This window comes from Parahoeflea olei (genome assembly GCF_001703635.1).
GTDB lineage: Bacteria > Pseudomonadota > Alphaproteobacteria > Rhizobiales > Rhizobiaceae > Hoeflea > Hoeflea olei.
Genome location: NZ_LQZT01000023.1, coordinates 363,043 through 375,033 on the forward strand (window position 1 = coordinate 363,043; position 11,991 = coordinate 375,033).

Below are 11,991 nucleotides of genomic sequence, written 5' to 3' on the forward strand. Positions count from 1 at the left end.
ATGACCAAACCGGACGCCGAACACGCGCCGAAGCTCGGGAAGCTTAGCGGCAAGCAGCGCCGTCGCCGTCTCGGCAAGACCTTGTTGCGGTCCGAATCGGTCCAGCGCATCGGCTCGCTTCTGATCCACTGGATCCTGAGCGCCGTGTGGCGGACCAACCGCGACAACGGCACCTCCAGCGACTGGGAAACCTTGCTCAACAAGGAGTGGCCGGCGATCATCACGCTGTGGCACGGCCAGCACCTGCTGCTTCCCTATGGCGGCCCGCCCGGTCGCAGCTTCGTCACCCTGGTCTCGCGCAGCACCGACGCGGAAATCAATGCGCGCGTGCTTCAGCGCGCGGGCCACGTGGTGATTCGCGGCTCCGGCGGACGCGATCCGAAGATGGTGGCGGAAAAGGGCGGCGTGCGGGCGCTGATCGCCCTGCGCGATGCCTTGAGGCGCGGCGAAAGCGTTGTCATGATCGCCGACATTTCCAAGGGCGAGGCGCGCCAGGCGGGCGAAGGCGTGGTGACGCTCGCGCGCATTTCGGGACGGCCGGTGATTCCGGTGGCGCTTGCCACCAGCCGCCGCAAGGTGCTGGAAAAGACCTGGGACAAGACCACCATCAACCTGCCGTTCGGCGTGCGCTGCGGCCGCATGGGGCCGCCGATCTATGTGTCGCCCAAGGCCGACAAGCAGGAAATCGCCGAGGCACGGGCGCGGGTGACCGCCGAACTCAACCGCGTCACCGATGAAGCGCAGCGCGCTGTGGGGATCGTGCCATGAGCCGGGGCTGGGCACGATGGGCGCTGTTCGGCTACCGCTGGTTCGGTGCGAGTCTCTACCCGCTGCTCGGGCCTTATCTCGCCATCCGCGCCGCCAAGGGCAAGGAGGAGCGGTCGCGCCGCAGCGAGCGCTACGGCCGCGCCAAGATCGACCGCCCCCAAGGTCCTGTGGTCTGGTTCCATGCCGCGAGCGTGGGCGAGACCACGGCGGTGGTGCCGCTGATCAGGGAAGTCCGGCGCCGCGGCATCTCGGTGGTGCTGACCACCGGCACCGTCACCTCGGCGGGCGTCGCCCGCGAACGTCTGGGCGACACGGTGATCCACCAATATGTGCCGCTTGATTTGAAGCCCGCGGTCTCGCGCTTCCTCGACCATTGGCGGCCCGACCTGGCGATCATCGCCGAAAGCGAGATCTGGCCGATGACCATTCTCGAACTCGGCGCCCGGCGCACGCCGCAGGTGCTGGTCAACGGCCGGCTGTCCGACCGCTCCTTCGCGCGCTGGAGCAAGCGGCCGAGCCTGGCCGATGCGCTGTTCGAAAACCTGTCGCATGTCATCGCCCAGTCCGACCTCGACGCCGAGCGCTTCCTGGCGCTGGGCGCCCGCCCGGTCACGGTGTCCGGCAATCTGAAGGTCGATACCGCGGCACCGCCCTGGAACCAGCAGGAACTGGTCAAGCTGCAGGCCCAGATCGGCAATCGCGCCACCTGGGCGGCGATTTCCACCTTCGAGGGCGAGGACGAGATCGTGGCGGCCGTCCACCGCGCGCTCAAGCCGCGCCACCAGCAACTGACCATTCTCGTGCCGCGTCATCCCGATCGCGCCGATGCGATCGAGGCCATGCTCGCAGGCCGCGGATTGAGCGTCGCCCGCCGGTCGCGCGGCGACCTGATCGAGCCGTCGACCGATGTCTATCTCGGCGATACGATCGGCGAGATGGGGCTCTTTCTCAACCTCACGAAAATCGCCTTCGTGGGCAAGTCGCTCAAGGGCGGCGGCGGCCAGAACCCGCTCGAGCCGGCGATGCTCGGCTGTGCCGTGCTGTCGGGCAGCAATGTCGAGAATTTCCGCGAAAGCTACGCCAAGTTGCTCAAGAACGGCGGCGCGCGCTTTGTCCGCGACGGCGAGATGCTGGCCAAGGGCGTGCATTACCTGCTGTCCAATCCGCAGGCCTGCGAGGCCATGGCCGAAGGCGGCGAGAAGACCCTGCGCGACATGCGCGGCGCGCTCAAGGCGACCATCCACGCGCTCGAGCCCTATATCAACCCGCTGACCGTGAAAGCCCGGCTGCTGCCGCGCGACGACGAGAACACGGAGTCCCGGGCGGGCGGCCAATGGTGAGCGAGGCGCCTCCGTTCTGGTGGGAGGCTCGCGGGCTCCAGTCGGCGCTGCTTGCGCCGTTTTCCTGGGTCTATGGCCGGGTGGCGCGCCGCATCATGGACAAGCGGGTGCGCAAGGCGGTTCCGGTTCCGGTGATCTGCATCGGCAATTTCACGGTCGGCGGCTCGGGCAAGACCCCGACCGCGCTGGCGCTGGGTGCTGCGGCGATCGCACACGGCTACAAGCCCGGCTTCCTGTCGCGAGGCTATGGCGGCGGCGTGCGCCACGCCAAGGTGGTCGACGTGGCCCATGACACCGCGCGCCTGGTCGGCGACGAACCGATGCTTCTGGCCGCAACGGCGCTGACGGTGGTGTCCGCCAACCGCATCGAGGGCGCCGAACTGCTGGTGCGCGAAGGCGCCGACCTGATCCTGATGGATGACGGGTTCCAGAGCGCGCGGCTGGTGTTCGATCAGGCGCTGCTGGTGGTCGATGCGCGCCGTGGTGTGGGCAATGGCTGCGTGTTTCCCGCAGGCCCCGTCCGCGCGCCGGTGATCGACCAGGTGCGCCATTCGGATGGCCTGGTGGTGATCGGGGAGGGCGGCGGCGCCGATCCGATGATCCGGCTCGCCGCGCGCGCGGCCAAGCCGATCCACCTGGCCCGTGTCGTGCCGCGCGAGCCCGCCCGCCTGCGCGACCGCAACTGCCTGGCTTTCGCCGCCATCGGCGATCCCGAGAAATTCTTCGCGACGCTGGAAGAGGCCGGCATCCGGCTGGCGCAGCGGCGCAGCTATCCCGACCATCACCATTTCACCGGCGACGAGATCGAGGATCTGCTGACGCAGGCCGAGCTCTACGGGCTCGACCTGGTCACCACCTCAAAGGATCATGTGCGGCTTCTTTCGGGCCATGGCCGGGCGCTGGAGCTTGCCGAAAAATCCGCCGTACTCGACATCGAACTCGCGTTCGACAGCCCGGATGTCCCGGGCGCGATCATCGATGCCGCCATTGCCGCGTTCAAGCGCCGCCAGAGCGGAGCCTGACGACGCTCAGGACCGGCTGGCCGGCACCAGACCCGCGCGCTGGTCGGCCGCGACCGCAGCCTTGACGTCGATATAGGGCTCCTGCCGTTCGACACTCCAGTATTTGAGTTGGTCGATCGGGATGATTTCGCCGGTCATCGCGCAGACGACATGGCTTCCGGGCATCAGGATCTGAAAATCCCCGTCGAGGTAACGTATTTTCGCCGGCCGCGCACCGGGGCCTTCAAAGCGATTCATGTCGATATGCTCCCGTTTGCATATGAGTTGTATGCCGCCTCGCCACCGAAAAAGCAACATTGTGCAAACGCGGCGGCGACAGGCGGAATGGGCGGATCTCAGCGCCTGGAGAACAGTTTCTCGATGTCGCTGAGCTTGAGCTCGATATAGGTGGGCCGGCCGTGATTGCACTGTCCCGACCCGGGTGTGCGCTCCATTTCGCGCAACAGCGCGTTCATTTCCTCGGGCAGCATCCGCCGCCCCGAACGCACCGAGCCATGGCAGGCCATGGTCGAGGCCACCGCTTCGAGCCGTTCGGTCAGGCCGTCGGCGCTGTCCCATTCGGCGATTTCGTCGGCAAGGTCACGGATCAGGCCGGTCACGTCGGTGTCGCCGAGCATCGACGGCGTCTCCCGCACGGCGATCGCCCCGGGGCCGAAGCGCTCGAGCACCAGCCCGAGATGGGCGAGGTCAGCCGCGCGTTCGGCGAGCCGGTCGCAGTCGTCCTCCGGCAGGTCGATGATCTCGGGCAGCAAGAGAAGCTGCGAGGGCACCCGGCCCGCCCGCAGCGCGGTTTTCATCCGTTCGAACACCAGCCTTTCATGGGCCGCATGCTGGTCGACGATCACCAGCCCGTCCTCGGTCTGGGCGACGATGTAGTTCTCGTGGATCTGCGTGCGCACCGCGCCGAGCGGATGCGCCTGCAGCGCCGGGTCGGGCGTGGCGCTCTCGCCGATCCGCGCCGAAGGCGCGAGCGCGCCTGAAATCTCCGGCTGGTCGGGTTCGGCAAAGCCCGCGGCCGCGGGCTCGAGCGGGCGGGACGGTGACAGGCCAAGCTGCCAGCCGCCACGGGGCAGCCCCGACGCGGCGGCGAAGGAGGGGCGCGCGGCCGTCCCGGCAAAGGGCGCGCCGCCAACCCCGCCGGGCGCGCGGAAGGCGCCGGCGAGGCCAAGGCGCGCTGAGGGCGAGGCGCGGTCCCCGCCTTCGGTCAGTGCCTGGCGGATGGCGCCGACGATCAGGCCCCGGACCAGGCCCGGATCGCGGAACCGGACATCGGCCTTGGCCGGGTGCACGTTGACATCGACCAGCGCCGGATCGAGCGTGATCCACAACACCGCGACCGGATAGCGCCCGCGCGGCAGCGTATCGGAATAGGCGGCGCGGATCGCCGACAGGATCTGCTTGTCCTGCACCGGGCGGCCGTTGACGAAGGCGTATTGGGCGAGCGAATTGGCCTTGTTCCAGGTGGGCAGTCCGACATGGCCCATCAACCCCACATCCTCGCGCACGGCGTCGACGGCTATGGTGTTGGCCGCGAATTCGCCGCCCAGCACCTGGGCGATGCGCGCGAGGCGATCCTCGCCCACGGCCGGCAGGTCGAGCGTGGCCCGGTCCGGGCCCGACAGCGTGAAGCGCACGGCGGGAAACGCGATGGCGATACGGCGGACCACCTCGGTGATCGCGGCGGTCTCGGCGCGATCGGACTTGAGGAACTTGAGCCGCGCGGGCGTTGCGAAGAACAGGTCGCGCACCTCGACCGTTGTGCCGGGATTGGCCGCCGCCGGCTTGATCGGGGTGGGCACGCCGCCGGCGAGCGAAACCTCGTTGGCATGCGGCGCATGGCCCGGCCGGGAGCGCAGCGTCAGCCGCGCCACCGAGCCGATCGAGGGCAGTGCCTCGCCGCGAAAGCCGAGCGTGCGGATATCGTCGAGCCGCTCGTCGAGCTTGGAGGTGCAGTGGCGCCGCACCGCCAGCGCGAGATCCTCGGCATCCATGCCGGAACCGTCGTCGATCACCCGGATCAGCGCCTTCCCGCCGGCCGCGGTGGCGATCTCGATGCGTTTCGCGCCGGCGTCGATGGCGTTCTCGACCAGTTCCTTGACGACACTGGCGGGCCGCTCGATGACTTCGCCGGCGGCAATCTGGTTGATCAGGGTCTCGGGCAGTTGGTGAATGCGCATCGGGCCATGTTGGCGGATTCGCCCCCGAGCGCAATGCTTGGCCGCGCTTTGACGTGGATAAACCGGGGCGCGTGGCCGTCCTGCCCAGCCGTCCGAGCCCTGCCTGTCCCGCTCTTCCCGCGGCACGCGGCGGCAGCGGCCGCGTGCCCCGCAATCGCACAACCGCCCGCTGTGGTTAAGCGTGATTTAACCCTCCTGTGCCATCGTCTGTCCACGCCTTCTGGCTGTGGTGCCGGACCCCGCCGATGCGGAGCCCGGCCGGGACGGGTCGGGAAGGCGTGTGGACTGCAGTCCAACTCGCCCGAAGGCTGGCCGACTGTCCCGGAACCGGATTTGGACTGATATGACGTCGAGCGACACCGAGACCCAGAAGCAATGTTTCGAGGCCAAGGCCATCGAGGGTCTGGCGTCTGCGCTCGATATCGCCATCATCATCTATGACCGCAATGATACGCTGATCGCCGTCACCCCCCAGTTCCGCACTTTCTTCGATGTCTCACCCGAAGTCCTGACCCCCGGTGCACGGCTGCGCGATCTCCTGAACCAGACCCACGATGCCGGCGCGCGCGTGCTCGGTTCGCTCAACGGCCGGATGCGCTCGATCTCGCGCGACGACTGGATCGCCGAGCGGATCGCCCTGCACTGGCGCGAACGGTATGAAAGCGTCGAGAAACTCGCCGACGGACGCTGGATCAAGATGTGCAAGCGGCGTTTGCCGGACGGCATCCTGGTCTCCACCATCCAGGACGTCTCCGAGCAGAAACGCCAGGATGCGGAACTGGCGGCGATCCGGCAGCAGGCCGAACTGGCGCAGCACATTCTCGACAATCTGGTCAATCCGGTGATGGTCAAGGACCAGGACCTGCGCTACGTGATCGTCAACGATGCCTTCTGCCAGGTGAACGGGTTGCACTGGCGCCAGATCCTGGGCCGCACCGCGGGCGATCTCGTCGCGCCGGACCTTGCCGCCCGGTTCGAGGCGGCCGAGCGCCGTGTGCTCGAAACCGGCGAGCCCTTCGACGCGGTCGAGGACATCTACCGCGTGGACGGATCGGTCATTCACGCCATCACCCATGCGCGTCGCTCGGGTACGCCGGGACAGTATTATGTCACCGTGTCGTTCGACGATATCAGTGCCTTGCCGCAGGGGCTGCGGCGCGATCCCGACATTACCTCCCGGTACGATCTCAAGAGCACGACCAGCGCCGGCAAGACCAAGACCCTGACCGCCGCCAATCCGCCGCCATCCGGGGCACCCCAGCGCATCCTCATTCTCGATGATGTTCCGCAGCGAGCCGCGGGCCGCGTTGCGGAACTTGTTGCCGCCGGGCACGATGCCATCGCCATCGCCGACGCGGAGGAGGCGCTGGCGTTTCTCGACACGCTCAGATCGATGCGGTTGTCGCTCGGCCGCATCGAGACGACGCCCGAACTGGCCCGCCGTCTTGCGCCCGCAGCGCGCACCACCGCCCACCCCATGCTCCGGCAGGCGATCGAGGTGTGCCTCGGTCGCGAGCATTCACGATCTTCCGAAACCGTGAGCGCACCTGCGGCGGCGGCTGTGCCTTCTGCCTCGCACCCGCCGCAGCCCGAGGCGGCGCGGCTCCCGGCGGTCCCCGCAGCTGGCGAGGACCGGGACCCGCCGGCGCCTGTCGTGACGGGCGGACAGGACCAGTCGCCCGCCGCCGAGCCGCCGTCCAGGCGGGTCCGGGTGCTCGTCGCCGAGGACAACGATGTCAACCAGATCGTGTTCGAAAAGATCCTCGAAGGCATCGGCGTCGATTTCCGCATCGTGTCCAATGGCGAGGAGGCCGTGGCCGCCTGGCGGGCGGCGGTGCCGGACCTGATCCTGATGGATGTGTCGATGCCGGTGATGAACGGATTGCAGGCGGCGCAGGCGATCCGCGAAGCTGAGACCGCCTGCGCGGACACCCAGGCGCATGTCCCGATCATCGCCGTGACCGCCCATGCCATGAGCGGCGACAAGGAACGCTGTTTTGCTGCCGGAATGGATGATTATCTGTCCAAGCCTGTCAGTCCTGAAAAGCTCGAAACCATCATCCGGAAGTGGGTCGACAGTCCCGACAGGCTGATTTTGCTCGGTTAACGTATTTTTCTGGCTGAAATGCACCGATATCTTCTTGCGGGCCCATTATAGGACAATCTTAAGATATCTGTCGGATGGTTGAGCCTATATTCATGCGTGCGGACACGACAGATTTTTATGACCCAGGATGACGACGCCATAGACCCGATCTCCCATACGCCGCAGGCGGTGGCCTATACGGACCCGCTGACCGGCCTCGGCAACCGCAGGCGGTTGATGGACAAGATCCGCAAGCTTGCTTCCGAGAGAGCGGATGATCCGGCGCCTTTCACGATCGGCATCGCCAATATCGACGGTTTCAAGCCGATCAACGATCTGTTCGGGCACGCCGCCGGCGACGAGATCCTGTGCCAGGTGGCCCACCGGTTGCGCGCCTGTCTGCCCGATGGCGGCTTCGTGGCGCGCATCGAGAGCGACGAATTCGCCTTCATCCTGCCACTGGTGTTCGAAAAGAAGGGCGCCGAGAAGATCGGTCGCATGTTCAAGGACGTGCTGTCCGCGCCCTATGACCTGGGCGACCGCAATGTGCGCCTGTCGGCCTCCTTCGGCTTTGCCGTCTATCCCTTCGCCGGCGAGCAGTTTGCCGAGCTTCTCAAAAGCGCCGATACCGCGCTCTACCGTTCCAAGCGGCGCGGCCGGGGACAGATCACCATCTACTCCGAGGAAATCGCCGAGGAGATCCGGCGCGGCACGCAGATCGAGCAGGCATTGCGCAGGGCCATCATCGCCGACGAGGTCGCCTGCCATTTTCAGCCGATCGTCAATCTCGCCGACGGGGCGATCCAGGGCTTCGAGGCGCTGGCGCGCTGGACCGACCGCGAACTGGGCGTCGTTTCGCCGAGCGTGTTCATCCCGCTTGCCGAGGAACGCGGCTTCATCGATTCGCTGACCGAGACCCTGCTCAAGAAGGCCGCGGAAACGGCCCGGCACTGGCCGAGCAACCTGTTCCTGTCGTTCAACCTGTCCTCCGCGCAGCTGATCGATCCGGCGACGGCCTTCAATGTGCTGGCGGTGATCAACCGGGTCGGCTTCGACCCGCGCCGGCTCGAACTGGAAATCACCGAGACGGCGATGATGAGCGACCCCGAAGTCGCCGCCAAGGTCATCAACGAACTCCATGCCGTCGGCATCCGCGTGTCGCTCGACGATTTCGGCACCGGCCAGTCGAGCCTGGGCAGGTTGCGCGACTTTGCCTTCAACAAGGTCAAGATCGATCGCAGCTTCGTCAACGAGATCACGGTCGACAAGTCCGCCGAGCACATCGTGCGCGCGATCCTGACCATGTGCGAGGGGCTGAACCTCAAGGTGATCGCCGAGGGCATCGAGACTGAAGAGCAGGCCGAAAAGCTGCGCGCGCTCGGGTGCAAGACGGGGCAGGGCTGGCTCTACGGCAAGGCCGTCGATGCCCCCGGAAGCTTCAGCCTGATCGAGGTCCAGCAGGCCGCCGGGCTGCAGGATTCCAAGTCCGCAAGCAAGCTCTACGGCGTCATCCGCTAAGGCTGCGGCCTTCCTTTGCCAGCCAGGTGAGAACCTGTTCCGCCTGCGGTGACAGCGGCCGCGCCTTCGGCCAGATCACGTGGAATGCCGCGCCCGTTTCCAGCCGGTGTCCCGTCACCTTGCGCAACAACCCGGTTTCGATCAGCCGCGCGGTCAGATGCTGCCAGCTCAGCGCGATCCCCTGTCCCTCCATCACCGCCTGGATCACCAGCACGTAATCGTTGATCGCCAGACCGCGATTGGCCGTGGCCGCATTGACCCCGGCGCTCAGGAACCATTGCCGCCAGTCGCAGGCGCTGCGATACGGCTCCTCGAGATGAATGAGCCTGTGGCGGGTCAGGTGCGCCACGCTTTCGGGAACGCCGTGCTTTTCGAGATAGGCGGCGCTTGCCACGGCCTCGATCACCTCAGGTGCGATCAGGGCGCTGTCATAGTCAGGCCAATCCTCGCTGCGCCCGCCCCGCACGGCGAGTTCGATCGGCTCGTTGCGGATGTCGAGGTCCCGGTCCGAGGTCTGGATCCTGAGGTCGATGTCGGGCAGTTCGTCGCGCAGCCGGTGCAGCCTGGGCAGCATCCACAGCGAGGCAAAGGCGGTCGAGGCGGCAAGCGTGACGCTTGCCGCGCGGCCGCGCGCGCGCAGGTCTTCGGCGGACTTGCGGATATGGCTCAAGCCCAGCGTCACATCGGCATGGAAGATCCGCCCGGCCTCGGTGAGCGTCACCTTGCGGTGGGCGCGGTGAAACAGCGGCGTGCCGAGCTGGCGCTCGAGCGCGCGCACGGCGTAGCTGACCGCAGCCTGGGTCATGCCCAGCTCCTCCGCCGCCCGGGTGAAGCCCAGATGTCGTCCGGCCGCCTCGAAGACGATCAGATGGCCGGCCGACGGCAGCAGGTGGCGGAGGTTATCCATAAGCCTAGCTTATCCAAAGCCCCAGAATTTTCCAGCGTTACATGCTGCTGTCGCGCTCCTAGAGTCATGGTTCGCACGGCCGGGTCGGAGGAGGATGCCCCATGGATACGACGGACACGCCGATGGAGGCGACAGACAGGATGGCCGCTCCTTCGGCGGGCACGGCGCGGCGGGAACGATCGGGCGGCCGCGACGGTCGCAGGTCCTCGGGGCGGACCTCCGCGCTGCCGCATCGGGCCGCGCCCTATATCGTGCGCAACATCCCGACCTACGACATTCTCGGCGAGGAGAGCCTCGGTCGGATCGAGGCCGCCGCCGACCGGATCCTTGCGGAAATCGGCATCGAATTCCGCGATGACCCGGTGGCGCTCGAGCACTGGAAGGCCGCCGGCGCCGATGTCGACGGTCTGCTCGTCAGGTTCGAGCCCGGGATGCTGCGCGAGATCCTGAAATCGGCGCCGCCGAGCTTCACCCAGCATGCGCGCAATCCCGCCAACAGTGTCGAGATCGGCGGCAAAAATGTCGTCTTCGCCCCGGCCTATGGCTCTCCCTTCGTCATGGACCTCGACAAGGGCCGCCGCTACGGCACCATCGAGGATTTCCGCAACTTCATCAAGCTCGCCCAGTCGAGCCCCTGGCTGCACCATTCGGGCGGCACCATCTGCGAGCCGGTGGACGTGCCGGTCAACAAGCGCCATCTCGACATGGTCTATAGCCATCTCAAATATTCCGACCGCTGCTTCATGGGCTCGGTGACGGCGGAGAGCCGTGCCGAGGACAATATCGAAATGGCGCGCATCGTGTTCGGGCGCGACTTCGTCGATCGCAACTGCGTGATCCTGGGCAATGTCAACGTCAACTCGCCACTGGTCTGGGACGGCACCATGACCAATGCGCTTCGCGCCTATGCGCGGGCCAACCAGGCGGCGGTGATCGTGCCGTTCATCCTCGGCGGGGCCATGGGCCCGGTCACCAATGCCGGCGCGATCGCCCAGTCACTCGCCGAGACCATGGCGGGCTGCGCGCTCACCCAGCTCGAGCGCAAGGGCGCGCCGGTGATCTTCGGCAATTTCCTCTCCTCGATGTCGCTGAGGTCGGGCTCGCCCACCTTCGGCACGCCCGAACCTGCAATCGGCTCGATGGTGATCGGGCAACTGGCGCGCCGGCTCAACCTGCCTTTGCGATGCGCGGGCAATTTCTCCAATTCCAAGCTGCCCGACGCGCAGGCCATGAACGAGGGCACCATGTCGATGCTCTCGGCGGTGCATTGCGGGGCGAACTTCATCCTGCACTCGGCCGGCTTCCTCGACGGGCTGTTGTCGATGTCCTACGAGAAATTCGTGATGGACGCCGATTTCTGCGGGGCGCTGCATTCCTATCTTGCGGGCGTGGTTGTCGACGACAATACGCTTGCTCTTGACGCCTTCCGCGAAGTCGGCGTCGGCAAGCACTTTCTCGGCTGCGCCCACACCATGGAGAACTACCAGACCGCATTCTGGGATTCCGCGATCGCCGACAACGAGCCCTTTGAGAAATGGGACATCGCCGGCCGCACCGACGCCGCGACCCGGGCGAATGCGCGCTGGAAGCAGATGCTCGCCGACTACCAGGCCCCGCCGATGGATCCGGCCATTGACGAGGCCCTTGTGGAATTTGTCGATCGGACCAAAGCGCAGATGGCGGATGCATGGTATTGACGGGGTGGACATCAACCGGAGGTACCAGATGCGCAAGACGTTCCCTATCCTGACCCTGTTGGCATCGATCGCAGCCGGACCGGCCGTCGCCGGCGAGCCCGCCGAGGCGGTGCGGTATTTCTACGAGAATATCGGCGCGGAAGTGGACGTTGCGAGCCGCGACCGCTTCACCAGCCCCGCACTCGATTTCCTGAACGCCGCCGATGCCGCCTGGGACCGCGACGAGACCGTCTGCATCGATTTCGGCTTCGCGGTCGACGCGCAGGATTTCGACGAGGACGAAATCGCCACAACCCTGAAACTCGATGAGACGGTCGAGGGCGATACCGCCAGGGTCAGCGCCCGCTTCGAGAATTTCGGCCAGCCGACCCAGGTCGACTGGACGCTGCGCAAGGGCGCAACCGGCTGGCTGGTCGCCGACATCGCCGCCCCCGACAAATCCTGGAGCGTCTCCACGATGGAGTGCCAGTGAGCCT

Annotated in this window: 10 protein-coding genes; 7 read left to right on the top strand and 3 right to left on the bottom strand. The window is 66.7% G+C overall.

Annotated features, from left to right (window positions below; translation table 11 throughout):
• Genes AWJ14_RS14515 through lpxK form a run of 3 tightly spaced genes read left to right on the top strand, consistent with a single transcriptional unit; the run spans position 1 to position 3,130 of the window.
• Positions 1-768 (top strand): lysophospholipid acyltransferase family protein, encoded by a 768-nt coding sequence (locus AWJ14_RS14515; RefSeq protein WP_066180455.1) that lies wholly within the window; start codon positions 1-3, stop codon positions 766-768.
• Complete coding sequence (gene waaA / locus AWJ14_RS14520) at positions 765-2,108, top strand: lipid IV(A) 3-deoxy-D-manno-octulosonic acid transferase (RefSeq protein WP_066180458.1); 1,344 nt, start codon at positions 765-767, stop codon at positions 2,106-2,108. The genes AWJ14_RS14515 and waaA overlap by 4 nt, the downstream gene beginning before the upstream one ends.
• Positions 2,102-3,130 (top strand): tetraacyldisaccharide 4'-kinase, encoded by a 1,029-nt coding sequence (lpxK, locus tag AWJ14_RS14525; protein ID WP_066180461.1) that lies wholly within the window; start codon positions 2,102-2,104, stop codon positions 3,128-3,130. The genes waaA and lpxK overlap by 7 nt, the downstream gene beginning before the upstream one ends.
• 6 nt (positions 3,131-3,136) lie before the next feature.
• On the opposite strand, the gene AWJ14_RS14530 is transcribed toward lpxK, so the two are convergent.
• Positions 3,137-3,367 (bottom strand): DUF2093 domain-containing protein, encoded by a 231-nt coding sequence (locus AWJ14_RS14530; protein WP_066180464.1) that lies wholly within the window; start codon positions 3,365-3,367, stop codon positions 3,137-3,139.
• A 98-nt stretch (positions 3,368-3,465) separates the two neighbouring features.
• Positions 3,466-5,307, bottom strand: a complete 1,842-nt coding sequence (gene mutL / locus AWJ14_RS14535) for a DNA mismatch repair endonuclease MutL (protein WP_066180467.1) — start codon at positions 5,305-5,307, stop codon at positions 3,466-3,468.
• Positions 5,308-5,650: 343 nt separating this feature from the next.
• Between mutL and AWJ14_RS14540 the strand changes: the two genes are divergently transcribed.
• Positions 5,651-7,414, top strand: a complete 1,764-nt coding sequence (locus tag AWJ14_RS14540; protein WP_066180469.1) for a response regulator — start codon at positions 5,651-5,653, stop codon at positions 7,412-7,414.
• A 117-nt stretch (positions 7,415-7,531) separates the two neighbouring features.
• Complete coding sequence (locus tag AWJ14_RS14545) at positions 7,532-8,911, top strand: putative bifunctional diguanylate cyclase/phosphodiesterase (protein WP_083220280.1); 1,380 nt, start codon at positions 7,532-7,534, stop codon at positions 8,909-8,911.
• Here the strand turns inward: AWJ14_RS14545 and AWJ14_RS14550 are convergent.
• The gene (locus AWJ14_RS14550; RefSeq protein WP_066180471.1) at positions 8,901-9,818 is read right to left on the bottom strand and encodes a LysR substrate-binding domain-containing protein; all 918 of its coding nucleotides are present in this window, start codon (positions 9,816-9,818) and stop codon (positions 8,901-8,903) included. The genes AWJ14_RS14545 and AWJ14_RS14550 overlap by 11 nt on opposite strands.
• A 140-nt stretch (positions 9,819-9,958) precedes the next feature.
• On the opposite strand from AWJ14_RS14550, the gene AWJ14_RS14555 reads away from it, so the two are divergent.
• Together AWJ14_RS14555 and AWJ14_RS14560 are read left to right on the top strand one after the other, a co-directional pair.
• Positions 9,959-11,515: a trimethylamine methyltransferase family protein gene (locus tag AWJ14_RS14555; protein WP_083220292.1), complete on the top strand. Its 1,557-nt coding sequence runs from the start codon at positions 9,959-9,961 to the stop codon at positions 11,513-11,515.
• Between the two features lie 28 nt (positions 11,516-11,543).
• Positions 11,544-11,987: a hypothetical protein gene (locus tag AWJ14_RS14560; protein WP_066180474.1), complete on the top strand. Its 444-nt coding sequence runs from the start codon at positions 11,544-11,546 to the stop codon at positions 11,985-11,987.
• The last annotated feature ends 4 nt before the right edge of the window (positions 11,988-11,991 follow it).

Excerpts from the sequence above, each read along its gene's own strand:
- AWJ14_RS14515 (WP_066180455.1), top strand. The coding sequence starts at position 1 with ATGACCAAACCGGACGCCGAACACGCGCCGAAGCTCGGGAAGCTTAGC.
- waaA (WP_066180458.1), top strand. The coding sequence starts at position 765 with ATGAGCCGGGGCTGGGCACGATGGGCGCTGTTCGGCTACCGCTGGTTC.
- lpxK (WP_066180461.1), top strand. The coding sequence starts at position 2,102 with ATGGTGAGCGAGGCGCCTCCGTTCTGGTGGGAGGCTCGCGGGCTCCAG.
- AWJ14_RS14530 (WP_066180464.1), bottom strand. The coding sequence starts at position 3,367 with ATGAATCGCTTTGAAGGCCCCGGTGCGCGGCCGGCGAAAATACGTTAC.
- mutL (WP_066180467.1), bottom strand. The coding sequence starts at position 5,307 with ATGCGCATTCACCAACTGCCCGAGACCCTGATCAACCAGATTGCCGCC.
- AWJ14_RS14540 (WP_066180469.1), top strand. The coding sequence starts at position 5,651 with ATGACGTCGAGCGACACCGAGACCCAGAAGCAATGTTTCGAGGCCAAG.
- AWJ14_RS14545 (WP_083220280.1), top strand. The coding sequence starts at position 7,532 with ATGACCCAGGATGACGACGCCATAGACCCGATCTCCCATACGCCGCAG.
- AWJ14_RS14550 (WP_066180471.1), bottom strand. The coding sequence starts at position 9,818 with ATGGATAACCTCCGCCACCTGCTGCCGTCGGCCGGCCATCTGATCGTC.
- AWJ14_RS14555 (WP_083220292.1), top strand. The coding sequence starts at position 9,959 with ATGGCCGCTCCTTCGGCGGGCACGGCGCGGCGGGAACGATCGGGCGGC.
- AWJ14_RS14560 (WP_066180474.1), top strand. The coding sequence starts at position 11,544 with ATGCGCAAGACGTTCCCTATCCTGACCCTGTTGGCATCGATCGCAGCC.